This window comes from Vibrio sp. 1401, from assembly GCF_033340295.1.
Genome location: NZ_JAWOWF010000001.1, coordinates 157268 through 181655, shown reverse-complemented (window position 1 = coordinate 181655; position 24388 = coordinate 157268). Strand labels below are relative to the sequence as shown.

The following is a 24388-nucleotide window of genomic DNA, read 5'->3' as shown; positions in this document are numbered from 1 at the left end:
GTTATTCCAAAGCAAAAAAATAGCACAGGACGCTTAGCAACTAAACTTCCTGTGCTATATCTAAACAAATTCAAAGCTTGGACTCAGCTCGACCAACAGAAGTCAAAAACGTTTACTAAGCCAAGAGGTAACTTGAATAAGTATTCTTAGAAACGGTAGCTCATACCTACAGAGAATACATTGATGTCTGCATCAACCGTTACTTTTTCATTGCCAAATTTCGCAATGTCTAGCTCAGGCATCATGTATTCCCATTCAACTTGTAGAGCAAAGTTTTCAGTAATAGCGAACTCTGCGCCTAAACCGTACATGCCTGTTACAGTGCTGTCAGAAATGGTGGTATGGCCTGCGCTACCGTCAATCACAGAGTTGCTAATTTTGAATTCAGCATTGAAGTAAGAAAGACCAGCTTTTGCAAAAAGGTTGAAACGATCGCCAATCGGTAGAGTCGCTTTTGGCTGAATCGATAGATACTTCATGTCACCAACAGTAACAACTTTGCCGTCTAAAGCATCGTAGCCACCAATGGCTGCTTCTAGAGAAATGTATTCGTTGAATTTGTAACCACCGAATACTTTGCCTGAAAGGCTTGAGTCATCTTCAAGTTTAAGTTTAGTGCTAGCGTTAGTACCACCACCATTGATAGAGCCATTAACATCACCAAACGATGCTTGACCTACAGATGCACCAACGTAAGGAGCTGCGTTTGCAACAGAACATGTTGCTAGAAGGGCTGTCATTAGCCATGTTTTTTTAAACATTGTATTTCACTGCCTGTTAATTATTGAGGTTGTGTTTTGCCCATCCTTAAGCATGCCATGCTATCCATTTCACTTGGTTTCAAAACCAAGTGGATGTTAATGAATAAAAACTCAATAAAACATGAAATATTTAGACACAACTTTGCCACTTTCTTTCTTAATTTTGACAATTTAGTCATTTCACAAGCATTGCTGCTTCAACCAGTTAGTGAGTTTGATGATTTCCGCTTGCTTGGCTCGACTCTTTTTATGAATAAAATAAAAGCTGTCGCCGGTTTCCAATCCATGAGAAGGGATATACACCAAATCGTGCGCTTTATCTCTTTCATTAAGCATAAAATCATTCGCAAATGCGATGCCTTGGTCATAACGCGCCGCCTCAATTGCCAACAACATATGACTAAAATGTTGAACATCGACATCTTTCGGCAAGGTGTAACCGCCCGCTCTGCACCACTCAGCCCAGTCTTTTCCTCTCTCACGATAAATTGAGTCTGTCGACAAAATAGGGTATCGCCAAAGCGCTTCTGGAATCGGTTGATCTTGCAACTCTTTCCAAATTTTATGGCTGCAGACCGGATACAGCGTCTCCGCGTATAACTTTACCGACATGTAGTTTCGCTTTGGCTTTTCTACCGTGATAAAACAATCGCCAACGCTGTCTGTCTGTTCAGGATCACCAACGACCATATTGAGTGTCAGATCGATTTCTGGATGTAAGCGCTTAAAATCAGACAAACGAGGAATAAGCCACTTTACGGCAAGCGAGCTATAAATCGCCAACCGTATGCTGCCTTTGTCCCCTTCTCGCACCTTTTGGCTGGCCATCGCAATTGAGCTAATTGCTGGGCTAATATCCTCTAAATAGCGGGTGCCCGTATCGGACAAAGAGAGCTTTCTGCCTTGACGGATAAATAATGATTCACCCAAATAATCTTCTAATAGTCGTATCTGGTGACTAACGGCACTTTGCGTCACATTGAGTTCTTCAGCAGCAAGCGAAAAGCTAGAGTTTCTGGCAACAGATTCAAAACAGTGAACCGCTCTGAGTGGTGGCAATTTCATTATCTAAAAATCTCATACTTAAACTAATAAATATCACTTCACTTCATCCTATGACATCACCTACTCTTTGGCAAAGAAAGAGGAGAGGAAAAAGTGAAAGTTACATCGGTCGGAGCAGCGATGCTGCTATTAATTGTTGGAAATCTCATTGCGGTGCTTTCGGACTCTTTAATTAAAAGTGTCGGAAATGAAGTGCCTATTTTTCAATTTGTCTTTTTCCGACAAATTTCAGCGGTGCTTTTCCTGCTGCCAGTCTACTTGCTAACAAAAAATGCGCCTTTTCTTGAAGGGTTTAAGTGGCATGCTGTTCGCGCTCACGTATGGTTACTTGGTGCAATATTCATGGTTTTGGCGATCTCATCTTTACCGCTCGCAACTGCGAACGCGATCTTTTACGCCGCGCCATTAATCATGTTGCCGCTTGCAGCAATCTTTTTTGGAGAACAGTTGTCTAAGCAATCGGTCGCCGCAGCGATAATGGGCTTTGCCGGTGTATTGGTCATCATTCGTCCAGACCAAATCGATTGGGCAGCGATTTCAGCTTTAGTTGTTGCAATTACTTTAGCAATCAATAACTTGCTCATTAGAAAACTGCCAAAAAATCAGTCTGTGATGCAAACATTATTGATGACAAACTTGGCAGGTATTCCAGTAGCCTTCTTGCTTGTTCTGATCGAAGCAGAACCTTGGGACTGGAGTGCTTTCCCTGTTGCTGCTGGCTCAAGTCTGTTCATCATGATTTATGCAGCAACATGTGTCATCGCTTACCGCTCGATCGATAGCAACAAAATTGCCAGCGCTGAATACAGTGGCTTAATTGGTGCCGTGTTTGTGGGATTGATTTGGTTTGGAGAAGTGCCAGATATATTTATGGCAATAGGAACCATTATGATTGTTGTGCCTCTGGTTTGGCTTTCTAAACGAGAACGTCGTAAGAAAAAGTTGCAAGAGCAACAAGAAGCGCACGTTACTTAAAGTTGTGCTCTAACCCAAAGACTAAAAAACCGAGCCGTAAGTGCTCGGTTTTTTTATGTGGCTCTAATCGGTTTTTACGTAAGCGACTACGTGAGATAAAAACTGCCTTGCAAAGCGATCATTAAACCGGATGCGATATTCATGCTCGGCTTCCGACACTAGACGCCAGCCTTCAGCAAAGTATTCTTTGATATCATCAACCGCCTCTTCTTTATTTTTGATGTGTTTCGCGTTCCACTGATAAGTGCAAGAGACAACGATCAGCCCACCCACCTTGGTGGTTTTTTTTAGAGCATTGATCACGCTAAGTGGCGACTCACATTGATCAATCACATTTAAACATACGACTAAATCAAAGCGAGATTGGAGAGTATCGAGCTCAAAAGGCTGGTTAATTAGCGTCAAATCAACATGAGCACATTTCTGTACGATATCTCTATTCTCTACCTCTAAAGTGTTTAAGGTGTTCACATCGTGAAGGTAAGTAAGCTCGACGCGTTGTTCTTCTATTAATAGTTGCTTCAAGCCATCCATTAACCTATTTGAAGGCTCCACAAGCGTCGCTTCTTTAAGGTTAGGTAAGCGTTGCACTAACTCATAATAATTTCTTCCCAGCGCCGCCCCAACCTCAAGTAGGGAATACGGCTGAACGCTGCTTTCGATTACCGCCTGCGCAATAAAATCAGCAACTTGGGAGCAGTGAGGTGATGACAAAAAAGAAAGTGGGACTTGTTTTGAGCGACTGGTTATCATCTCAATCTGTTGCTCCTCAATGAACTTGTCGAACCATTGAGCTTCGAAATAACCAGCCAGACCGTGCTCGGTCAGGTAAAAATCTTCCATGTTTTTTCCGTTCGTACTTTTAGAAAAGTGATTGTATCGGACGCGGAAATTAACGGGTATTTCTGGCCGCACATTCCAATAGGAAAACAGATGAAAACGCCGCGTATGTGAAAAAGCCCTTTCATCTCAAAGATAAAAGGGCTTGTTAATCGCTTCGGTTAAGTCGCTAACTATTGTGGTAGAACAACGTTACCATCTTGAATTGGGAACGTTTTTGTCGCTGGTTTGCTCGCCAAACGAACCGTCGTTGGTGCACCTGAAACTTCGTAAGTGACGTCGTAACCCACTACTTTATCAGATGTCGTATATTCTGTATGACACTGTTTTTTCGTCGTTGTTACTACATCACCTTTTTGCACATTCTCCTGGATCTTACGACCTGTCAGTGCACCAGCAATCGTACCAGCTGCAGTTGCAATCACTTTACCTGAGCCACCACCGATTTGGTTGCCCAGCGCGGCTCCAGCTGCTGCGCCACCAACCGTACCAATAATTTTATTGTCATCCGCAGGGGCAACTTGCTCGGTTACTACCACGTCTTTACATACTTGGTGCGGCTTTTTCACCGTTTCAGTCACCGCTTCAACCAAAGTAATGTTTGCTTGAGTTGGAGCTGGTGGCGTTTTGTCTTTACAGCCTGCTAGTACAGCAACAACTGCCATTGCAATTGCGATAGATTTCATATTCATGATTTACATCCCAGTATGGTTTGCTTTAATGAGCGTTATGGTAAATCGCAAAAGGGAAATCACATCAGACGAAAACAAACCCTCTGTCATTAACAAGTAAAGAAACACTGTTTTATAAAAGATACGTCAAGAAACACTCAGCAACGTGTCAACAGAGCTAAAACTGTATCACTACTGATTATGATTGGGCTGGACTAGTCTATGAGATTTATTTTTAAGCCAAGCTCAAAAATAGTTCGTCATCCGTTAAATACTTATGACGGTGGCTTAGATTACGCACGTGCATAAACATAAAATCAGGGAAACCAGGCGCTATAATGTTATTTGGTTCCCAGCATACACCGCCAACAAACACATATCGCCCCTGCTTGTCATCTTCGTGAAGGGGGTTATTAAGAGGAGAAGAAAACTCTGCTCGGCAACCTTCAACCACACAAACAATTTGTCCTTTAAAAAGGCCAATCACGCGCTTTACAAGATTTGCCTTGATACCACACCTCCATGCTTGGCGAGTGGCCATCTCATAGCCATATTTTCGGATCGCTTTCTTTTGCAAATGTACTACTAGGTTCATTTTGACTCCTGATTCAAGCAACTACGTGAAGCCCAAAGTCATAAAAGCAGATAGACGTCTATACCCGAGTGAGCTCATGGTACGTGGGAATAAACTACGTGATTAGACTGAGTTTAGTGTCGGATGAGATACACCGTCCACGATGCTGTAACGTATCGATTTACACTAATCAAAGGCAGATAACACATCAACTTTTGAGTGCTTTCCTGCGCTGTATCTGGTTACTTCTGTATATTACTATAACGAAATCACCCTCCACGTTTACCTATATAAATTTGTCGTAACGATAGAGGGTGCTTATCAAGGAGAGAGGATAACGCCTACGCGTCAATGAGATAATTTTGACCTTCAGTTTCTAAACGATCGATCATTTTACGACACTCATTTAAATCAAGAGGTTGTTCAAAGCGGCGCTTGAGATTCATCAAAAAGAAGATATCTTCACACATGGCTTTCTCAGGTTCGTCACTGATTTTGGCGACCGGTGAACCATTGCACGTGACCATTTTTATCACGATAGAAAGTGGCTGGTAGGCTTCACCATCTTTATTGACATAATCACCCATATCATTGGCAAGAAAAGTACCGATACCAAAACTCACCTGAATACGTCCTTGGAAATACTCGCAAATATCTAACGCTTGTTCGAAGTTAAGTCCGTCGGTAAACACCAGTGTTTTTGTTAATGGGTCTATATTCAGTGACTGGTAGTGTGCAATCATTTTTTCACCCCAGCTATAAGGGCAACCACTATCGTGACGTACACCGAAGTACGCGTTACTTAGTTCTTCATCAAAGTCTTTAAGGAAAGCATCGATACCAATCGTATCGGTTAACGCAATGCCTAGTGCACCATTAAACATTTTTTGCCAACGTTGCAACGCCACTTTTTGCGAATCTCGCACATTCACCAGAGCTTGGTGTCCCATAAACCATTCATGAGCAACGGTGCCGATAGGCGTCAAGTTTAGCTCTTTTGCTAAGTGATAGTTGCTTGTTCCTGTCAAACATTCCGGCACTTCCTGGCACAAATATTCCAGCATAGTGCGCTGAGCTTGGAAGGAAAAACGTCGACGCGTCGACATGTCAGAAAATTTAAAGTTAGTGATGTTACGACGTTTTAGTTCCGACTTTAGGTGCCGAACTTTCTCTTCTAAAACAGTGGTAAATTGCACAACAGGGATATCTGACCAACGCTGACGGCTACGAACTTCAGACACGATGCTCATGATGATCGTTTCGTACAAGATGGTATCTCGCCACAAACCGTTAATAGTAATTCTTAACTGGCTTGAGCCATCAGCCATGGCTTTGTTATGGAAAGAGACATCGCTTTGTGGGTTGAAACGGAAATGGCGCAGTGCATCAACAAAGTCAGGATTCAGGTAAGGCGCGACACGCTTAATATATTCAATTTCTTCTTGCGTAAATTGAATATCTTGCAGTTTAAGGACTTCGGCTTTTACCTCAGGCAAAAGCTCAGAAAGGTCTTCCTCACTGCGCACGATAAACTTATATGACACCATCGCATCAGGGTAAAGCGCTGTTACAGCACTCATCATATTGACTTTGTAGACATCGAAATCCAAAGCGCTTTGAATGATGCGGGAAGAAAATAGTTTGGTGGTCATTAGGTGCCCTTCTACATGCCCTTCCTGGGTATATAACTTTTTGTTACTAACTAATTTGCGTAAACAATAAACACCCATCTATAGTTTGTCAACTTTTGTTACTAACCACTCATTTTTATAAGGTTTTTTTGTCTAGAATTCGAACAAGCATTGTGAATAAGTCAGAGTCATCCGTAAATTTATGCTCAAACCGTATTAAGAACACTACCGAAAACGTTTCTAACAACTCGTTACTTACCCATTGATTGACCACTTGTTATGCGCTAGATTACTTACAAATCAATATTAGGACCCAACCATGATCGTATCTGTCGACATTATTCCATTCAGGCTATCTGGCTGTGCCGATAAGGGATTGGAAGTGTTGTTGATTAAACGTTCAAATCCAAATCGGCCATACCATGGAGTCTGGGCACTACCGGGCGGATTTGTCTTTGATAAAGACTTAACCAGTGAAGGCGGACGCCCGGCCGATGAAAACTTTGAAGCGGCGCGTCGCCGAATTTGCCGTGAGAAAATCCATACCTACCCTCGCCATTTTAGCGAAGCGTTTATCGACGGTGATCCAAAGCGCGATCCAGAAGACTGGAGCTTAAACATTACGCACTACGCCTTAGTCGATCGTAACAATGTAGAGCAAATAAATAATGCAGGTGTACCGGAATGCCAACTTAAATGGTTTTCGCTACAGGCTATTCTCAATGGAGAAGAAACCCTCGCATTTGATCATCAAAAAACCATTGAAAAAGCGTGGCAAAAGCTTCGTGCATCCATTGAATACACATCGGTTCTTTTGTTTGCATTAGACAAAGAGTTTTTGGTTGCGGACATCATTTCTGCTTATCAAGAGTTTGGTATTGATATCAGCCGAATGACGATTAAGCGCCGCTTGATAGATTCAGGCGTACTAAAACCCACTAATAAAGTCGCTTCAACCAACAAAGGCAAAGGTGGAAAACCCGCAATGGTATATACGCTGACTAGCGACGAAGTAACCTTTTTTCAAAACTGTTTGCGTGGATAAACGCAGACAATCAGACAGACAAGGAGTCTGCCATGACTGTTCGAGTAAACTATCAAACTACAGCAGTGATCGACGTTGATCCAGAGAAAGGCTTTAGTGAGTTATGTCCAGATGAACTGCCCGTTGCAGGTGCGTTGGAAATCGTACCGGAACTTTTGAACAATCATGCCAAAGGCCGATTAAAACTGGTCAGTCGTGACTTACACCCACCAAAAGCAAAGTGGGATGCAGAATCGCCATCCAATATGCTTGAGCCCGTTGGTTTACCGAATGTGGATATAAAGTGGAACCGTCACTGTGTGCTTGGCACAACAGGTTCTGAGCTGCTAGATGGCTTACCACCCGTGTTGGACTATGATTTTCAAGTTAATAAAGGTATGGATCCTGACGCACACCCTTACGGTATTTTTTTCCATGATATTGCCGACACCAAAACGACAGGCGCGCATGAATTTCTAAAGTTCAACGGGATTGATACCTTAGTTATCGGTGGCCTTGCCTTAGACTTTTGCGTGAAAAAATCCGTCATGCAAGCGCTGGAACTTGGCTACAATGTGGTAGTTAATCTTGCTTCAACTCGTGCGGTGCTGCCTGATAATGTAGAGAATGTGCTGACAGAGCTCAGAGATAATGGCGCATTATTTGTCGAAAAAGCGGACGACATCATCGTAGAAAAGTTCGCCTAGAAACGATAGTAACCGAGAAGGATTTCACCATGCATCAACATGAAAAATTGAATTACGTTGAATTTGGTTCCACTAATGTCAGTGCGACCAAACAATTTTTTGAGCGTGCTTTTGACTGGAGCTTTACCGATTATGGTCCAGAATATTCTGCATTTTCAGGACAAGGGTTGGATGGCGGATTCTTCAAATCTGAGTTTATAAACCAAACCGCAAATGGTGGCGCACTTTTAGTATTTTATAGCTCAGACATTCAGGCCACTCAGACAAAAGTAGAGCTGCATGGTGGAAAAGTTATCCGCCCTATTTTCGAATTCCCCGGCGGCTGTCGATTCCACTTCACTGAACCGAGTGGAAATGAATTCGCAGTATGGTCAGAGAGCCATTAAGTCATCACAAATCAACAACACACCATCAACGTGAGCCCAAGCTAGCCAGATCCGGAACTGGCATTACATTTCTGGTTGACCTCATCCTTGGTTTAATTCACTGTTAGCGCAACAATTAATCGATGAGGCGCTAGACCTCGACCAAGGATGTCAAATGACTGCCGTCAGTTTTTTTCGCTTACTCTGCCTCGCTGCTATTTGGGGTGGCTCGTTTCTGTTTATGCGAGTCGCCGCCAACACATTCGGGCCGGCTTACTTAATCGAATTTCGAGTTACATTTGCCGCCGTCGCTTTGTTATTGATCGCCGTATATTTGAAGAAGAAACTCACGTTAACTGCGCATACTAAACACTTCTTTATTATTGGCTTATTCAATAGCGCAGTTCCATTTTTACTCTTTGCGTACGCAGCCCAGACACTGAATGCATCAACTTTAGCAATATTGAACTCAACCGCCCCAATATGGGGAGCACTAGTTGGCTTTGTTTGGTACCGCAGCCCACTCACAGCGAAATCTGTTCTCGGTATGCTAATAGGCATAGGAGGCGTTGCAGTCTTGGTCGGCTTAGATACTTCAACCATAGGTGAAGAAGCCATGCTCCCTATTGCCGCCAGTTTGATGGCTTCTTTCAGCTATGGCATTGCTACCAACTACACTAAAAATGCGCCACAAGTACCTGCTTTTGACAATGCTCACGGCAGTATGTGGGCGGCGGTTATTTGGGTACTGCCGCTGCTACCATTCTTACCAATGCGTGCAGAGCCAAGTCATTTCGAATGGAGCTCTGTTGTCACGCTCGGCGTTGTATGCACAGGGTTCGCTTATTTGCTCTATTTCCGCTTAGTTTCTGATATCGGCCCAGCGTCAGCACTGACTGTCACTTTTCTTGTTCCTGTTTTTGGTATCTTATGGGGCTACTTGGTGCTAGATGAGCCCGTCGGCTCTAACACCATCATAGGAACAATTCTAGTGCTTAGCGGCACTATGCTAGTCACCGGTTTCTCCCCAACAGCAATGCTCGCGAAGAGAAAACGAAGCGTGGCTTAATCAGCCTAATATAACTTCCACACCTCGCTTTTTGATTTGTTCAAGGTCGCTTTTCGGAGCGGCTTTGTCAGTCAGCAGCACTGATATTTCGTCAGTCTTACCAATTGATGAGGGATAAATTTGCCCAAATTTACTAGAATCCGTTAGAACAATATTGCGCCTTTTTTTCGCAATGATGGTTTCTGCAATCTCAGCGCGCATCATGTCGCGGCTAGTAAAGCCAGTGTCTTGATGGAAGCCGTCAATACCCAAGAAGGCCGTGCTGAAATGAATGTTCTCAATACACAACTTAGTCAGCGGTCCGACCAAGCTCTCGCCTTGGTGCTGATACACGCCACCAAGCAAGATAATGTTGGCAGAAGTGTTACGGATGAGATGGGCGATATACGCCGATGGCGTAATAATGGTCACATCGCCGCGCTCAGCCAATGTCCGAGCCAACAACGCATTGGCACTGCCTCCTTCAATCAGCACTGTCTCATTCGGTGCGACCAAATCCGCAGCTTGGTTTGCGAGCGATTGTTTAATATCGAAACGTACTTCTAGGCGGGCATCAATGTCATCACTTTGCAACGCGGTAGCTGCGCCGTGAACGCGCTTTAGGTAGCCCTGTTGCTCCAGAAAGTTCAAATCCTGTCTGATGGTCACGCCCGACACGCCAATGATGTCAGAAAGCTCCGTGACTTGAACGCGTTTACGGTCGTTCACTAATTGCAGGATTTCATTTTGTCTTGGGTTCACAGATTCGCTCCTTATTGATGAGCTTACAGTATACTCACCTGATGTTTCATATGAAAAGAACTTGAAAGTAAAAAGGAAAAAACGCGTGGTCTGATTAGCCAAGCTGCACCTTGCGAATATCGCTCCCATCAACAGATAATAGGGCAACGAAAATGGGATGGAAGAAGAGGGGTTAGCTCCCTACATCCCAACAACGGTAAAGACTAGGATAAAAGTAATGGAAGAAATTTACTTCGCAGGCGGTTGCCTTTGGGGCGTGCAAGAATTTATGCGCCACCTTCCGGGCGTAATCAACACAGAAGCCGGGCGAGCAAATGGCACAACGGATAACACTCAATCCGAATACGATGGCTACGCAGAGTGCGTGAAAACCCAGTTCGACCCTGAGCAAGTTTCGGTTGAAACTTTAATGGGGTATTTGTTTGAGATAATCGACCCTTACAGCGTTAACAAGCAAGGTGAAGACGTTGGTGAGAAGTACCGTACTGGTGTTTATAGCCAAAACGAACAGCATCTCACCATCGCGAAAGCGTTTATCGCAGCACGACCGGACGCCGACAAGATCGCCGTAGAAGTACTGCCACTCACAAATTATGTGCCAAGTGATGATGAGCACCAAGACAGACTCACAAACTTTCCGAATGATTACTGCCACATCCCATTAGATTTACTACATAAATACAGGGATAACTCGTAACCATTCAGTCAGCATCGCTTTAAAAGGCAAGACGCACATCAGTTTAAATCGATGCCTTCCACTAATGACAATGTCATTTCTGCCGCCGATATTTCTTTACAACCCGACGAGTTTTGTCCGCACCACAACGGAGTGAATTCATCTCGGTTTTGCTTTTCCATCAGCGCTCTTAGTTGAGCCATTTCAATGGAGGCGTATGGGAATTTCGGCGCAAACTCACTGATGTAGCCTAGCTCCGACATCGCGCGATTCACAATGCCTCTCGCTGGTCGGCCCGAGAAAACATTGGTCACAGCGGTATGTTGCGCGCGTTCACTGGCAATGGCATATCGATGTAAAGACGATGTTTTCGCCTCATCACACAACAAATAGACGCTGCCAACTTGAACGGCACTCGCTCCTAATCTCAACGCGGCTTCCACCCCACTTCTATCAGCGATTCCGCCTGCAGCAATAACGGGCAAATTCACCCGTTTGGCGATTTGTGGTAATAACGCCATCAAACTTAATTGAGTAGTTAAATCATCCGATAAAAACATACCTCGGTGTCCACCAGCCTCCAAGCCTTGGGCGATAATACCGTCAACGCCTTTTGCTTCTAGCCAAAGTGCTTCGTCCACCGTGGTCGCTGACGAAAGGATCTTCCCTCCCCACCCTCTAATTCGAGCTAACAAATAATCGTCTGGCAAACCAAAGTGGAAACTTATCACTGGCGGTGCAAATGGTTCAATCGCGTCAGCAATATCATGATTGAAAGGCATCCTTGTCGGAGCGTTTGGCTGAACCTGAACGGTTGCATCAACCTCGGAAAAATACGGTTGCAGCGTTTTTTGCCACTTTTCGTGCTTGTTGGCGTCATACTCCGGCATTTCATGGCAAAAGAAATTGAGGTTAAACGGTCGGTTAGTTGCCTGCTTGATAAGTTGAAGTTCTTTTACGATGGCGTCTTTGTTCAGCATTCCACAAGGTAACGAGCCAAGCCCGCCAACATTACTGACGGCGATGGTCATTTGGCTGTCTTGCACACCGGCCATTGGCGCTTGAATAATCGGTAACTCTGTTCCCAAAAGTGTATTAAATACCTTGTTTATCATGATCTTTCCTTGAAAACTTAACCTTTACCTGTGATGGATCTGCGCCATCGTTATCCAGACTAGACTTTCACATGATTAACCGCTTATAAAGTTAAAGTGATGCATTTGTGCGCTATGCACTTTTGATAGAAATGACAAAGGGAGCCTATGGCTCCCTTAATATGCTGAATAAAAAGAATCAAAGTGACTATCGTACGACATCTGATTCAAGCTCTAGCTCTGCCACAGACAGCATGGCAAACTCTTCCTCGGCGGTTGCTGCCACCAATTTGTTGCGGCTGTATAACCCATAATAAACACCACCGATAAGAAACAATCCCATTGTCATGAAAAAGGCTGAGGGATCAAAAGCATAAACACCTGTCATTGCGATCAAAGAAAGCACCAGAGAAATACTCGAAGTAATTATCCCACCAGGCGTTTTATATGGACGAGTTAATTCCGGCTGTTTAATTCGCAATAAAATATGGCTCAAGGACATTAATGCGTACGATACAGTCGCACCGACAACAGCCATCGCCAAGATTAAGTCCCCCTCACCCGTAAGTGAAACCAAGAACCCAAAAACGCCCGGAACCAAAAGCGCACGAGAAGGCACTTTTTTGTCACTGGTTAATGACAAAGTTTGCGGTAAATAACCCGCGCGGGAAAGCGCAAACACCAAGCGACTGTAACCATAAATGATTGAAAAGAAAGAAGCGATAAGGCCAGCCAATCCAAGTAAGTTCACGGCCATTGCTACCGTTGAATTGCCCGTAAGCTTTAGGGCGTCAACTAATGGCACCGCGCTATCGCCTATGACCTTTGAGCCAACCGCACCAGCCAAAAGGACGACTACGAGAGTTGCGGTTAGCAATAAAAACAGCATCGCACCAATGATGCCTTTGGGAACATCTTTTGCCGGATTTTTTGCCTCCTCTGCCGCTAAAGGCACACCTTCAACCGCAAGAAACAACCACATTGCAAATGGCAACGCAGCCCATACGCCATACCACCCAAACGGCAAGATTTCTGTTGCCTGAGCCGTCGCCGGAGCAATATCGAATAAGTTATTAACGTCAAAGTGACCAATAAGCACAGCAGCAGTAATGAGAATAGCTAGCACAGCCAAACCGCTGATGACCATCATTACTTTGAGAGCTTCGCCAACCCCTGCCATATGAATAGCGATAAAGACGGCGTAGAAAAGTGCGTAAACAACAGGACCATCGATACCAACCAATTCATTCACTGCCGAGCCAATAAAAATCACTATCGCAGCAGGCGCGAGCGCATATTCAATCAAAACTGATAAGCCAGTGAAAAAGCCACCTGTCGGCCCCATCGCCTGTCTTGCGAAGCTGTAACCACCACCTGCAGCAGGAATAGCCGCAGACATTTCAGCTAAAGACAATACTAGCGTGAAATACATTACTGCCATCGCGATAGCAGCAATAAGAAAGCCTCCCCATCCTGCTTGAGCGATGCCAAAGTTCCAACCAGCAAAGTCACCAGATATAACATACGAGACACCTAAGCCAGCAAGTAAAATCCAACCTGCGGTGCCTCTTTTTAGCTGCCTTTTGGCCAAGTACTCCTGATGTTTAGACATAGTAAATCCTTCTACTTTGATGAAATTAAAAAGTTGTCGCTGTGTTTATCTTCAACATTTGCGCCACTTGGCTCATTGATATCGGAGCGATCTTTCAGGTTCACTCCTGACAGTTGTAATTTTCGAGCCTCCTTGAGCAAGTAAAATGCGCGTTCACAGGCATCGTCATAGTTGAGCCCTTGGGGACGCACATTGGAAATGCAGTTTCTTTGGGAATCTTTAGAGCCTCGTTTAGCCCCCCAAGTGAGATACATACCCATGCTATCCGGAGAAGTTAGACCGGGTCTCTCTCCAATTAAAACCAGCACGGCCTTGGCGTTAAAACATTCACCAACATCATCCCCTACCGCTACTCTTCCTTGCTTTACGATTGTGATAGGTGCGAATTTCCCTTGATGTTCATCATCAGCGCTTAAAAGAGAAATCAATCGAGTAACAACAGGCACGGCATGGTTTTGAATTGCGACGGAAGAAAGTCCATCAGCAATAACAATCGCAAGATCAATGTCAGTGTTATGCTCATTTGCTATCAAGTTGAGCGTTTGCCAAGAAGATTCATCGAGTTGCCTTCCTAAATCGGGCCTTTGCAGGTACATAAGCCGATCACTTACTCGGCTGCTCACTACCACTGGAGGCTCTAAGGTATTTTCAAGAATCGAGTAAGAGTCCGACAAACCAGCAACGAGAGACTCAATATTCAAACTGCAATGCACTGCATCCATAGCTTGGGCATGATCCAGCTGAAATGAGAGTAACTCGTTGGTTGGTACACTGTTCCCGCTACGACCCAGAGCGATCCGAGCAGAGGTGAAGTCACGTAACTTGCCCCACGGGTTGTATGTGACAACTTCAGACTCATCTTGTGGGGACTGAGCAATGGTGATTACTTTACCCATGAGAATACCCCTTATTCAGTTGGTTAATTGCTCCCGAAAACGAGCGAGAGATTTGCTCACTTAACCGAACGTCTTGCACGCTCTCGAAAATCTGCATCTCCATTAACCATTGTTCGAACTCTGGTGCTGGCTTCAAACCGAGTACTTTTCTTGCGTAAAGGGCATCGTGAAATGAGGTAGTTTGATAATTGAGCATGATGTCATCAGACCCTGGAATACCCATGATGAACGAGCACTCGGCCACACCTAATAGTGTCAGCAAGTTATCCATGTCATTCTGATCGGCATAGGCATGATTGGTGTAACAGATATCGCAACCCATAGGTAAACCAAGCAACTTCCCACAGAAATGATCTTCAAGCCCAGCACGAATAATTTGCTTGCCATCAAACAGATACTCAGGGCCAATAAACCCAACGACAGTATTAACCAACAAAGGATCGAACTGTTTCGCGACAGCATAAGCGCGGGCTTCACAAGTCTGCTGATCGACCCCATGAAATGCATTCGCAGACAGCGCTGTACCTTGTCCGGTTTCAAAATACATCACATTGTTTCCTACGCTACCTCGATTCAAAGACAACGCGGCTTCATGGGCCTCTTTCAAAATCGACAAGTCGATTCCGAAGGTATCATTCGTCCCTTGCGTGCCGCCTATCGACTGAAAAACGAGATCGACTGGTGCACCCATTTCAATGGCTTCGATCGTGTTCGTGACATGAGTTAACACACAAGACTGAGTCGGTATTTGATAGTGTTGAATCACCTCATCCATTAAGTTCATTAACTTAATAGCTTGAGGTACATTATCTGTTGCCGGATTGATACCGATAACCGCATCGCCATTTCCGTACATCAGACCATCAAAAATGGTCGCTGCGATACCGTTGAGAGAATCAGTGGGATGATTCGGCTGTAAGCGAGTAGACAGGCGACTCGGCAAACCAATCGTATTCCGAAAAGCCGTGACAACTTGGCATTTTTTAGCAACGAGAATCAAGTCCTGGTTGCGCATAATCTTACTGACTGCGGCCACCATTTCTGGTGTTAAACCTTGACGAATTTTAGCCAACGTTTCACCATCGGCTTCTTCACTCAGCAGCCAATTTCGAAAATCTCCGACCGTCAAGTGCTCAATCGGCTTAAAGGCTTCAAGGTCATGCGTATCGATAATTAGGCGAGTGATATCGTCGCTTTCGTATGGAATAACCGCCTCGTTAAGAAACGTTTTAAGTGGTAACTCAGACAGCGCCATTTGTGCGACTACACGTTCTGCCGCTGACTGAGCACAAACCCCGGCTAACGCATCGCCTGAGCGCTCCGGTGTCGCTTTCGCCATCAAGTCAGCTAATGACTTAAAGGTATAGACTTTACTTCCTTGTTGCCGACGATAAGTTGCCGTCATTGCTCTTCCTCTTCACTATTTGGTTCGCTTTTTGCTGAACTATCAATAAGCTTTAAGAAAGTATTGCCAAATGTGTTCCGTAGCGTTATCAAAAACTGGCAACATTTATAAACCATTAATAAACAATGAGTTATGTAAATACTGCTCCAACATGACTCACAAAAAAGGAATGAGCATCACAAGGATGAGTAACCAAATGCCCCAAACTGCACCAATGCTGTGCATCCATCACACTAAGGATGCAAACCAACAAGCTGCGAGTCTGATAAACTGGCAACAGGAATATGACCAACTCAGCGATGGTCGATTTTTAGGTCAAATTCGAGAACGACGATTTCCCAATTTCCATGTGTTTCGTGAAGACAGTAACCGCTCGCTAAGACAGCAATGCAGGGTTGAAGAGGGAGGTATTTGGTTGGGTTTGAGTGCGGAAAATAAGCCGCTACACCTAAATCACAGTCAGTTTAATTCAAGCCAGCTTTTGCTTAGGCAAGGTGGCGCTGATTTTGAGTTAATGACACCGGAGCAGTTTTCTATCTATGGAATAGTGCTCGACAAAAACTTCGTTCACATCATAGAAAATCAACTTGAGCTTGGGAGCATCCAAAACAACACATTGCACTTAACGGGGTTGACGGAAAAACACATTCAACAACTTAAATACTACTTAGGCATGTTACTTGGTTCCGCCGAGCCAAGATGGTCTGAAACCACACATCAAGCAATCTTAAAAGATATTGTGCTGGAGTTGTTCTCACTCAGTTCACTGCACACGAGCCATCCGATATCAATCTCTCATCGTCAACACGTGATGCACCGTATAAAACAACAGCTACAGGATCTAGACTACCGTACACCGATAACCGTCAGTGAACTGTGTGATGCAGTACACGTCAGTCGTCGCACACTACAGTACACCTTTGAACATTGCTGTAATACTTCCCCAAAGCAGTTCATACATCGAATGCGCTTGAATCAAGTACGTAGAGTGCTACAAAGCCCTGAAGATAATCGAACAATTGCAGAAATCGCTTTTGACTTTGGTTTTTTCCATCTCGGGCAGTTCAGTCAAAGCTACAAGCGGCTATTTGGTGAGACACCAACTGAAACGAGAAAATGGGAGTCCAGCAAATAAGATGACAGGCAGTTTATTCTTTCAGATCCTGCGTTGGGGCCATGTTATGCAGTCGCAATGATTTGCTGAAACTTAGCATGAAGCTCTTCAAGTGCCGCTTCAACATCCGGTTCTGCACGGCTCAAGTGCGAGATTAACGTCATAAAATAGCAGTCAAAAATCAGCGGTATTTTTCCCTCAAGGACGGAGCTTCCGTTTACAGATTGAAACAAAGCTTGGTTAAACGACTGATAATAATCCAAATCCCAAATCACTTCTTTCAACAAAGCTCGGCTCAGCTCAACGTTCGCAAAATAGTAGCGATAGTATTTCTCCGTCAGCGCCAAACCAATGTCGATATCGGTTTTACCTTCCACACTGACTAGCGTTTCTTGGCTGATCTGTTGCAGTTGCGCCAGCATCCCTTCGCGCAAAATCGACAGTTTAGTCGGGAAATGGCTAAACACTGTGCCATCGGCTACTCCTGCTTCTCTCGCTATCTGCCTTGTGGTCGTCATGTCATAGCCATTTTGAGCAAAAGATGCCCATGCGGCTTTTAGAATTTTATCTCTGGTTTGTTGTCGCTTCGTCATTGATGTGTCTGCTTAATGAGCCTGAAAGGATCATACCTTGCGTGGTTGAGATTGACAAATTGAGCGCGCTCATTTATAAAATTGAGCATGCTCATCTTATATAAAAACAAAAGGAATCGCTCATGTACGTATTAAACAAACTAGGCCAAGGATTGATTTTCTTCCCGACCATCTTCTGCTTTTCGTATATTTTAAGACCGATATTAATGGTCATCCTTATTCCAGGAGGACTCGCACTTTTGGCGTTAATCGGTGGCGCAGAAGTCAGAGCGGAACTCAAAGCCATGCTGCTTGAGGAGTTTTTTGGCGTTAGCCCATCGCACACCACCTCGAAAAAGGCGTGAGTGCGCTACAAACGTTGGCAAGGCTAAGTAAAAAAGAAAACGCGCAGATATCGAGATCTCAATACCTGCGCGTAGATGCGGTGAAAATAAGACTGGCTTTAGTCAGTATTCATGTTCTGGCCAATTCGCCATAAAACGCCACTAGGGTCAAACAAACAACATTCGCGTATGCCCCAAGGTTGCTCGACTAGCTCTGTCAAACGCGAACCAAATTCCTCATGACCCACTTTGGATAAGTGCTGATGCCAACTTTCTGCGTCTTCTACGAGCAAGTGCATCATGAAGTTATTGCCGTGTTCTGGCTCATAAAAATTCTGTAAAAGAAACGCGCAGCTACCTTGAGAGAAGTATGCTACATCACCGAAGTCCGACGCCATTTCAAAGCCAATCGCCTCATAAAAGCGTTTTGATAGCGCGTAATCTTTCGCCGGAACAAATGATTTGATTTCAACAATATTGAGGTTTTCCATTTCCAATTTCCTAAGCCTTTTTCCATAAAACTGACTGACGTAATCTCGCTCTATGCCTTCTATTCGCCTTGCGTAATCTGCTGTGATGACAGTGGCACACACTCTGCCATTTGCGTTTGTAACCACGTGATAAATTTATGTTCGAGTTCTGTACGCTTTTTATCTTGACTCAATAAAACGTAATTGCAACTTGATGGAGAAAACCCAAATGGTGCGACCAAATTACCACGCTTAATATCGTCCATGACAAAAGGATACGATCCCATTGCGACGCCTAAGCCATCCACTGCGGCTTGTATGCAAAAATAAAAATGCGCGAATGATTGCTGAGTGTTGCCGTTGAAAGTTTCACAACGTGTTGATTGCTGCCAATCCGCCCAAGCATTCGGTCTGGTTTGGCTATTCAACAATCGAGCTGCTTTCAAATTGTCTTTAATGGATTGCCAATACTCAGGAGAAAATACCGGCCCCACCCACTCTTCCACAAGAATGGTTTTGTCGTAATCGTGATGCTGCGCAAAATCGTCTCGACGAATCGCCATCGAAAGCCCAGTTGATCCTAATGTTACCGGGCCACCAGCCGTCGACAAACGAACATCAGCACGGTGTTCATCATTAAACGCGGCCAACCTTGGCATCAACCAGCGCATGGTTAATGTCGGTTCACAAGACACTTCAAGATGCTGATGCTTCTCTTGAATAAGCGTATTCACGCCTGTTTCTAGCGTTTGGAATGCCGTTTCTGTGTATGTCTTGAGTAATTCGCCTTCCGCCGTCAACACGACTTTCCTGCCCTCTTTGAAGAACAAAGGTTGAGACAGATATTGCTCAAGTTGCTTGATCTGCTTACTCACGGCTCCGTGAGTAATGTTCAGTTTGTCAGCCGCTTCAGTGTAGCTTGAAGAACTCGCCGCAACGTGGAAGACATAAAAAGATTTCAGGTGACGCATCTGTGAGTTTTTCTCACCAATATGGGAATACTTTTCGATTATAGTCAGTAATAAAGACACCTACAATTCCGCTACATCCCAGACTTCATCATTCAAACAGGAAATCGATATGGAATTTGTAACTCTTGCGTTATTAGGTGTGCTTATTGTCATTAGCCCTGGCGCAGACTTTGTTTTGGTATTAAGAAATAGCTTAAATCAAGGACGAAAAGCAGGCGTATACAGTGCGATTGGTATCAGCATGGCGATAAGCATCCACACCGCTTACTCCATGCTGGGGATCAGTTACTTAATTTCACAAAATGAATGGTTGTTTAATCTCGTGCGCTATCTTGGAGCCGCTTATCTTGTCTACCTTGGGATTAAAGGAATATTCTCCTCGCAACCTGCATCAAACTCAGAAACCGTTCAACAGAGCGAGTATTCAATGTGGCGATTTTTCATGCAGGGGTTTCTGTGTAATTTACTCAATCCCAAGACGATGCTGTTTTTTCTGAGTATTTTTAGCCAAGTGATTTCTCCCGACTCTAGTCAGCAACACATCGCCTTGTTCTACGGGATTTATATGATTGCGCTGCATGGTATTTGGTTTTCTATCGTTGCTGTTTTATTCACGTCACCCCAGCTACAAGCTTTCTTGTTGAAGATTAAGCATCGACTCAATCAAGCATGTGGGGCGGGATTAATCATTTTCGGCGCGATGCTGGGCTTAAAAGTGTAGTACGCTTGCGGTCCGATTACCCCAATTCAAATTGATCATTGAACAAGTGGCTGTAATCAAATAAAAATCTGCATTATCAATACCTTAAATTAGAAAAAACAGCCAACGTGCGCTGGCTGTTTCGATACAGTTAATGGATGACCCGAGCGTCCCCTTTAAATAACTGAGACAGATCGATAGTGAATATCGTCACTGTCGGACGTTTAGGCAGAGCATTTTCGATCGAAAACTCTGGCCCAGCTGGAACGAGGGGGAAGTGAATAGCAGTCGGCCACGTTGACGAAGCTTCATTACCGCCCGGCTCAGATATTGAGAAAGAAAACGCAGGTAAACGGGTCATAACACTTACCTCAAATGACTGATTAGCGGGCTCAAGCGAGCCCGCTTAGGTTTTGCAATGTTATTGTTATTTTAACGCTTACTTAATCACTAACGATTGATGACGTTAGATATCAAGTTCTTTGTCTTCAACGTGGTTGGTGATCATCGCTTCAGTGGTGATCATCAAGCCAGCAACAGACGCTGCGAATTGAAGCGCTGAACGTGTTACTTTCGCAGGGTCCAAGATGCCCATTTCGATCATGTTGCCGTATTCACCTGTTGCAGCGTTGTAACCGTAATCGGAATCACCAGCTTTGACAGCGTTCGCCACAACAGAAGCTTCGTCACCTGCGTTAGTTGCGATTTGACGAAGAGGCTCTTCCATTGCACGTAGCGCAACTCGGATACCCACGTTTTGGTCATCATTGTCGCCTTTTAGATCCGCCAATTCTTTCGCGATCTTAGTTAGGGCAACACCACCACCAGCAACAATACCTTCTTCAACCGCTGCGCGAGTAGCGTGTAGCGCATCGTCCACGCGATCTTTCTTCTCTTTCATCTCAACTTCGGTTGCAGCGCCGATCTTGATCACCGCTACGCCGCCAGATAGCTTCGCAACACGTTGTTGAAGCTTGTCTTTATCGTATTGAGAGGTGGTTGTTTCGATTTGTTTTTCAATCGAAGCCACACGATCAGCAATCGCGCTTGCTTCTGCTGCACCACCCACGATGGTTGTTGTGTCTTTGGTGATGGTCACTTTCTTCGCACTACCTAGTTGCTCTAGCGTTGCTTTTTCAAGCTCTAGGCCGATTTCTTCAGAGATGACCGTACCTGCGGTCAGTACCGCAATGTCTTCCATCATCGCTTTACGGTTGTCACCAAAACCAGGTGCTTTCACCGCTGTCGCACGCACGATGCCGCGCATGTTGTTCACAACCAATGTCGCTAGCGCTTCACCTTCGATGTCTTCAGCAATGATCAATAGCGAGCGAGAAGATTTTGCCACTTCTTCTAGCACTGGCAATAGCTCGCGGATGCTGCTGACTTTTTTGTCCACCAATAGGATGTAAGGGTTGTCTAGCTCTACGCTGCCATTTTCTTGGTTAGTGATGAAGTATGGCGACAAGTAACCGCGGTCGAATTGCATACCTTCAACCACAGACAATTCGTTGTCTAGACCTTGGCCTTCTTCCACCGTAATCACGCCATTGCGACCCACTTTTTCCATCGCTTCTGCAATAATTTCACCGATCGCGCGATCGCTGTTTGCAGAAATGCTACCCACTTGGGTGATGGATTCTTTGTCGCTGCATGGTTTAGACATTTCACGTAGTTTCTCAACCGCCGCTTCAGTGGCTTTGTCGATACCACGTTTTAGGTCCATTGGGTTCATGCCAGAGGCTACCGCTTTAAGACCTTCATTGATGAAAGATTGCGCCAGTACAGTAGCCGTCGTTGTACCGTCACCCGCTTCATCATTCGCTTTGGACGCCACTTGTTTCACCATTTGTGCGCCCATGTTTTCGAACTTGTCTTTCAGTTCGATTTCTTTCGCTACAGACACGCCATCTTTGGTGATGGTTGGCGCACCGTAAGATTTATCAAGCACAACGTTGCGGCCTTTCGGGCCTAGTGTCACTTTTACTGCGTCCGCCAGTAAGTTCACACCTTTCAGCATTTTTTGACGTGCGTCATTAGCAAATAATACGTCTTTTGCAGCCATGGTTATCTCCTCAAAAAACTACTACAAAAATAATTACTCAACGATTGCTAACACATCAGATTCGGACAGAATTAAGTATTCTGCGCCGTCAATTTTCTCGGTTTTCACGCCGTAACCGTCATTGAAAATGATTTGGTCGCCCACTTTGACTTCCATCGCAGCGCGTTCGCCATTTTCGAGGCGTTTACCCAAACCAACAGCAATGACTTTCCCGCGGTTTGATTTTTTCACCGACTGAGAAGTTAAAACGATTCCCCCTTCAGACTTATTTTCCACCTCTTGTCTTTCAACAATTAGCTTGTCATTTAAAGGACGAATTTTCATTTTTAAGTGCCTCCTACTTAGAACCAAAAATAAAAGACAAAATAAACATCAAGATGGATTTGCGAGTCGACAGCTCGCTTTCGATGAAAATAATAAGGTCGAAAAATGAGAGTTCAAGAGGTGAATTTGATAAAAATTTTTTATTAAATTAAATAAAATTTTCTATCGAATTATCTCATTCACAACCACTTAGCATCTCTTTATGATGGAAAATGTGCTCAATCAAATCTAGAGTGGTTACGTACTCTTAAAAAGGATGATCAAACAATGAAAAAGGCCGTATCTCTATTTCTTGCAACGTTGTGCGTGGGCTTCCTCTCACCCAACGTGTCGGCTTCTGAACGCGCTGAACAAGGGTGGCAATTGATTGACAAGGGCGCGATGATTGTCGATGTGCGCACGCCGCAAGAGTTTTCTGAAGGGCATTTGGATAATGCCGTCAACTTCCCTTTATCTGAACTTGATAAACATTTTCAAGACGTCGATAAAGATCAAGCTATCGTGTTGTACTGTCGCAGTGGTAACCGCTCTGGCAAAGCGTATCAATACTTACAATCACAAGGCTTTACGAATCTGCACAATGCAGGTGGCTTAGAAGAACTACAAGACGCCAAATAGTCGTCTCCGTTCTAATATACAAAGTAAAAGCACAGAGCGTGTCGCAAGCGTATTGTAACGCGCTCTGTTTCTAAATACTTATCTACAACAACTCTACTATCTGGGCCCTGCATCAAATTGAGTCAGGTTATCCGATATCTCGAGCCATGGCGCTTTCGACGCGACAAAAATATGGAAATCAGGCTTGTGAGAAGGTGTGTCATCCAAGATACCAAGGCGAATATTGACGATCCCATTGTTCTTTTTCGAATACAGGCTCGATCCGCAGTGGCGACAAAAGCATAGCATGGTATTTTCGCTTTTCTGATAAGTTTGAATATCTTCTTTCCCTTGGATAATAAGCAGTTTATCCAACGCAATACCACCGGCAGATGAATAGTCAGAACCTGTGAACTTGCGGCATTCAGAGCAATGGCAATTTCCCATGTACTTAAATTCATCTGCCACTTCCAACTTTACCTTGCCGCACAGACATGAGCCTTTTAGTACTTCCATTTGAATTCCTTTTTGTTATGAATCTAATTGAATTAGATGGCTATCTCGACACCATGCCACTGCAATACGAAAAATTAAAGACAGGCAATACAGGTTTTCAAAAATGAAACGAAAATGTAAAACATTCCATTCAGAGGGAAGTGCGCTCGACACGTGAAAAATCGAGCTATTTTAGATACAAAAACACCAAGCTATAACGCTTGGTGCTTCCCTCACAGAATGTCGCCTCAGAAAAGGCGCTTTCCGCTGTGCTTAAAAAATGCAGTGTTTAGTAAAGCTGCTCGCTTCATTTGCAGTCCAGTCACCTTTCGGCTTATCTTTCAGGTTTTGACACCATTGCTCGCTGCCGACACCATCTTGCAGAACACAATGCTTTGCAAAGTCTACCGCGTTGTCTGCTGTCCATTCTGTTTTTGGCTTATCGCGCATGTCGTTACACCAGCCTTCAGTGCCCACTTCATCACTACAAGCGGTCAAAGCAGAAGCCGCCAACATCAGCATGACTAGTTTTTTCATAAATTTAAGGTTCCAGTTGCAAACAATAGTAAAATTAAACTCAATCTCTTCAACACGTGCCCATTCAAGTGTCTGAATAAAGGCGTCACTAGC

At 44.4% G+C, this 24388-nt stretch carries 29 protein-coding genes; 10 read left to right on the top strand and 19 right to left on the bottom strand.

What is annotated here, in order from left to right; all coding sequences use genetic code 11:
- Positions 1 to 146: 146 nt before the first annotated feature.
- Together R7Z77_RS00880 and R7Z77_RS00875 are read right to left on the bottom strand one after the other, a co-directional pair.
- On the bottom strand, positions 147 to 761 hold the full coding sequence (locus R7Z77_RS00880; RefSeq protein WP_005373936.1) for an outer membrane beta-barrel protein: 615 nt from the start codon (positions 759 to 761) through the stop codon (positions 147 to 149).
- A 180-nt stretch (positions 762 to 941) separates the two neighbouring features.
- The gene (locus R7Z77_RS00875; protein WP_005387224.1) at positions 942 to 1826 is read right to left on the bottom strand and encodes a LysR family transcriptional regulator; all 885 of its coding nucleotides are present in this window, start codon (positions 1824 to 1826) and stop codon (positions 942 to 944) included.
- Positions 1827 to 1919: 93 nt separating this feature from the next.
- Here R7Z77_RS00875 and R7Z77_RS00870 point away from each other — a divergent pair, with 93 nt between their 5' ends.
- On the top strand, positions 1920 to 2801 hold the full coding sequence (locus tag R7Z77_RS00870) for a DMT family transporter (protein WP_005373940.1): 882 nt from the start codon (positions 1920 to 1922) through the stop codon (positions 2799 to 2801).
- Positions 2802 to 2864: 63 nt separating this feature from the next.
- Here the strand turns inward: R7Z77_RS00870 and R7Z77_RS00865 are convergent, their stop codons facing one another.
- From R7Z77_RS00865 to pncB, 4 genes are all read right to left on the bottom strand, one after another.
- Positions 2865 to 3644, bottom strand: coding sequence for a methyltransferase domain-containing protein (locus R7Z77_RS00865; protein WP_033906303.1), 780 nt, complete (start codon positions 3642 to 3644; stop codon positions 2865 to 2867).
- Positions 3645 to 3814: 170 nt separating this feature from the next.
- Positions 3815 to 4333 carry a glycine zipper 2TM domain-containing protein gene (locus tag R7Z77_RS00860; RefSeq protein ID WP_053307172.1) on the bottom strand — a complete coding sequence of 173 codons (519 nt, stop codon included), beginning with the start codon at positions 4331 to 4333 and terminating at the stop codon, positions 3815 to 3817.
- Between the two features lie 214 nt (positions 4334 to 4547).
- Entirely contained in the window at positions 4548 to 4907 is a 360-nt protein-coding gene (locus R7Z77_RS00855; RefSeq protein WP_017819785.1) for a hypothetical protein, read from the bottom strand.
- Between the two features lie 320 nt (positions 4908 to 5227).
- The gene (gene pncB, locus R7Z77_RS00850; protein WP_021035923.1) at positions 5228 to 6538 is read right to left on the bottom strand and encodes a nicotinate phosphoribosyltransferase; all 1311 of its coding nucleotides are present in this window, start codon (positions 6536 to 6538) and stop codon (positions 5228 to 5230) included.
- Positions 6539 to 6836: 298 nt separating this feature from the next.
- Between pncB and R7Z77_RS00845 the strand changes: the two genes are divergently transcribed.
- From R7Z77_RS00845 to R7Z77_RS00830, 4 genes are all read left to right on the top strand, one after another.
- Positions 6837 to 7562, top strand: coding sequence for an NUDIX domain-containing protein (locus R7Z77_RS00845; protein WP_005373953.1), 726 nt, complete (start codon positions 6837 to 6839; stop codon positions 7560 to 7562).
- Positions 7563 to 7594: 32 nt separating this feature from the next.
- Complete coding sequence (locus R7Z77_RS00840; RefSeq protein WP_053307171.1) at positions 7595 to 8248, top strand: isochorismatase family protein; 654 nt, start codon at positions 7595 to 7597, stop codon at positions 8246 to 8248.
- A 29-nt stretch (positions 8249 to 8277) separates the two neighbouring features.
- Positions 8278 to 8634, top strand: a complete 357-nt coding sequence (locus tag R7Z77_RS00835) for a VOC family protein (protein ID WP_025768007.1) — start codon at positions 8278 to 8280, stop codon at positions 8632 to 8634.
- Positions 8635 to 8788: 154 nt separating this feature from the next.
- Positions 8789 to 9682 carry a DMT family transporter gene (locus R7Z77_RS00830; RefSeq protein ID WP_005373960.1) on the top strand — a complete coding sequence of 298 codons (894 nt, stop codon included), beginning with the start codon at positions 8789 to 8791 and terminating at the stop codon, positions 9680 to 9682.
- Here the strand turns inward: R7Z77_RS00830 and R7Z77_RS00825 are convergent, their stop codons facing one another.
- Positions 9683 to 10423 carry a DNA-binding transcriptional regulator YciT gene (locus R7Z77_RS00825; protein WP_017635127.1) on the bottom strand — a complete coding sequence of 247 codons (741 nt, stop codon included), beginning with the start codon at positions 10421 to 10423 and terminating at the stop codon, positions 9683 to 9685. It lies immediately after the preceding gene.
- Positions 10424 to 10640: 217 nt separating this feature from the next.
- On the opposite strand from R7Z77_RS00825, the gene R7Z77_RS00820 reads away from it, so the two are divergent.
- Positions 10641 to 11120: a peptide-methionine (S)-S-oxide reductase gene (locus R7Z77_RS00820; protein WP_054701515.1), complete on the top strand. Its 480-nt coding sequence runs from the start codon at positions 10641 to 10643 to the stop codon at positions 11118 to 11120.
- A gap of 38 nt (positions 11121 to 11158) precedes the next feature.
- On the opposite strand, the gene R7Z77_RS00815 is transcribed toward R7Z77_RS00820, so the two are convergent.
- The 4 genes from R7Z77_RS00815 to R7Z77_RS00800 form a co-directional block, all read right to left on the bottom strand.
- Positions 11159 to 12214, bottom strand: coding sequence for an NAD(P)H-dependent flavin oxidoreductase (locus R7Z77_RS00815; protein ID WP_213967460.1), 1056 nt, complete (start codon positions 12212 to 12214; stop codon positions 11159 to 11161).
- Between the two features lie 187 nt (positions 12215 to 12401).
- A complete protein-coding gene (gene eat, locus R7Z77_RS00810; protein ID WP_005373969.1) occupies positions 12402 to 13805 on the bottom strand; it encodes an ethanolamine permease in 1404 nt (467 codons plus the stop codon).
- Positions 13806 to 13816: 11 nt separating this feature from the next.
- On the bottom strand, positions 13817 to 14701 hold the full coding sequence (gene eutC, locus R7Z77_RS00805; protein ID WP_213967461.1) for an ethanolamine ammonia-lyase subunit EutC: 885 nt from the start codon (positions 14699 to 14701) through the stop codon (positions 13817 to 13819).
- Positions 14694 to 16106, bottom strand: a complete 1413-nt coding sequence (locus R7Z77_RS00800) for an ethanolamine ammonia-lyase subunit EutB (protein ID WP_005388715.1) — start codon at positions 16104 to 16106, stop codon at positions 14694 to 14696. Before R7Z77_RS00800 ends, eutC begins: the two co-directional genes overlap by 8 nt.
- A 184-nt stretch (positions 16107 to 16290) precedes the next feature.
- Here R7Z77_RS00800 and R7Z77_RS00795 point away from each other — a divergent pair, with 184 nt between their 5' ends.
- A complete protein-coding gene (locus R7Z77_RS00795) occupies positions 16291 to 17241 on the top strand; it encodes a helix-turn-helix domain-containing protein (RefSeq protein WP_104976286.1) in 951 nt (316 codons plus the stop codon).
- A 44-nt stretch (positions 17242 to 17285) separates the two neighbouring features.
- Here R7Z77_RS00795 and R7Z77_RS00790 read toward each other — a convergent pair whose 3' ends face one another.
- Positions 17286 to 17813 carry a TetR/AcrR family transcriptional regulator gene (locus R7Z77_RS00790; RefSeq protein ID WP_005373975.1) on the bottom strand — a complete coding sequence of 176 codons (528 nt, stop codon included), beginning with the start codon at positions 17811 to 17813 and terminating at the stop codon, positions 17286 to 17288.
- Between the two features lie 122 nt (positions 17814 to 17935).
- On the opposite strand from R7Z77_RS00790, the gene R7Z77_RS00785 reads away from it, so the two are divergent.
- Positions 17936 to 18157: a hypothetical protein gene (locus R7Z77_RS00785; RefSeq protein WP_017635120.1), complete on the top strand. Its 222-nt coding sequence runs from the start codon at positions 17936 to 17938 to the stop codon at positions 18155 to 18157.
- A gap of 98 nt (positions 18158 to 18255) precedes the next feature.
- On the opposite strand, the gene R7Z77_RS00780 is transcribed toward R7Z77_RS00785, so the two are convergent.
- On the bottom strand, positions 18256 to 18627 hold the full coding sequence (locus tag R7Z77_RS00780) for a VOC family protein (RefSeq protein ID WP_053304622.1): 372 nt from the start codon (positions 18625 to 18627) through the stop codon (positions 18256 to 18258).
- 59 nt (positions 18628 to 18686) lie between these two features.
- Positions 18687 to 19577, bottom strand: a complete 891-nt coding sequence (locus R7Z77_RS00775; protein WP_005388706.1) for a LysR family transcriptional regulator — start codon at positions 19575 to 19577, stop codon at positions 18687 to 18689.
- A gap of 109 nt (positions 19578 to 19686) precedes the next feature.
- Between R7Z77_RS00775 and R7Z77_RS00770 the strand changes: the two genes are divergently transcribed.
- Positions 19687 to 20298 carry a LysE family translocator gene (locus tag R7Z77_RS00770; protein ID WP_047102790.1) on the top strand — a complete coding sequence of 204 codons (612 nt, stop codon included), beginning with the start codon at positions 19687 to 19689 and terminating at the stop codon, positions 20296 to 20298.
- A gap of 130 nt (positions 20299 to 20428) precedes the next feature.
- Here the strand turns inward: R7Z77_RS00770 and R7Z77_RS00765 are convergent, their stop codons facing one another.
- From R7Z77_RS00765 to R7Z77_RS00755, 3 genes are all read right to left on the bottom strand, one after another.
- Positions 20429 to 20638, bottom strand: coding sequence for a hypothetical protein (locus tag R7Z77_RS00765; RefSeq protein ID WP_005373984.1), 210 nt, complete (start codon positions 20636 to 20638; stop codon positions 20429 to 20431).
- A gap of 105 nt (positions 20639 to 20743) precedes the next feature.
- Entirely contained in the window at positions 20744 to 22342 is a 1599-nt protein-coding gene (gene groL / locus R7Z77_RS00760) for a chaperonin GroEL (protein ID WP_021452407.1), read from the bottom strand.
- A 33-nt stretch (positions 22343 to 22375) separates the two neighbouring features.
- The gene (locus R7Z77_RS00755; protein ID WP_005373989.1) at positions 22376 to 22666 is read right to left on the bottom strand and encodes a co-chaperone GroES; all 291 of its coding nucleotides are present in this window, start codon (positions 22664 to 22666) and stop codon (positions 22376 to 22378) included.
- A gap of 267 nt (positions 22667 to 22933) precedes the next feature.
- Here R7Z77_RS00755 and R7Z77_RS00750 point away from each other — a divergent pair, with 267 nt between their 5' ends.
- On the top strand, positions 22934 to 23284 hold the full coding sequence (locus R7Z77_RS00750; protein ID WP_130546452.1) for a rhodanese-like domain-containing protein: 351 nt from the start codon (positions 22934 to 22936) through the stop codon (positions 23282 to 23284).
- A gap of 96 nt (positions 23285 to 23380) precedes the next feature.
- Here R7Z77_RS00750 and R7Z77_RS00745 read toward each other — a convergent pair whose 3' ends face one another.
- Together R7Z77_RS00745 and R7Z77_RS00740 are read right to left on the bottom strand one after the other, a co-directional pair.
- Positions 23381 to 23779 carry a GFA family protein gene (locus R7Z77_RS00745; RefSeq protein WP_213967463.1) on the bottom strand — a complete coding sequence of 133 codons (399 nt, stop codon included), beginning with the start codon at positions 23777 to 23779 and terminating at the stop codon, positions 23381 to 23383.
- A 252-nt stretch (positions 23780 to 24031) separates the two neighbouring features.
- Positions 24032 to 24295 carry a DUF3012 domain-containing protein gene (locus tag R7Z77_RS00740; RefSeq protein WP_213967464.1) on the bottom strand — a complete coding sequence of 88 codons (264 nt, stop codon included), beginning with the start codon at positions 24293 to 24295 and terminating at the stop codon, positions 24032 to 24034.
- Positions 24296 to 24388: the final 93 nt, after the last annotated feature.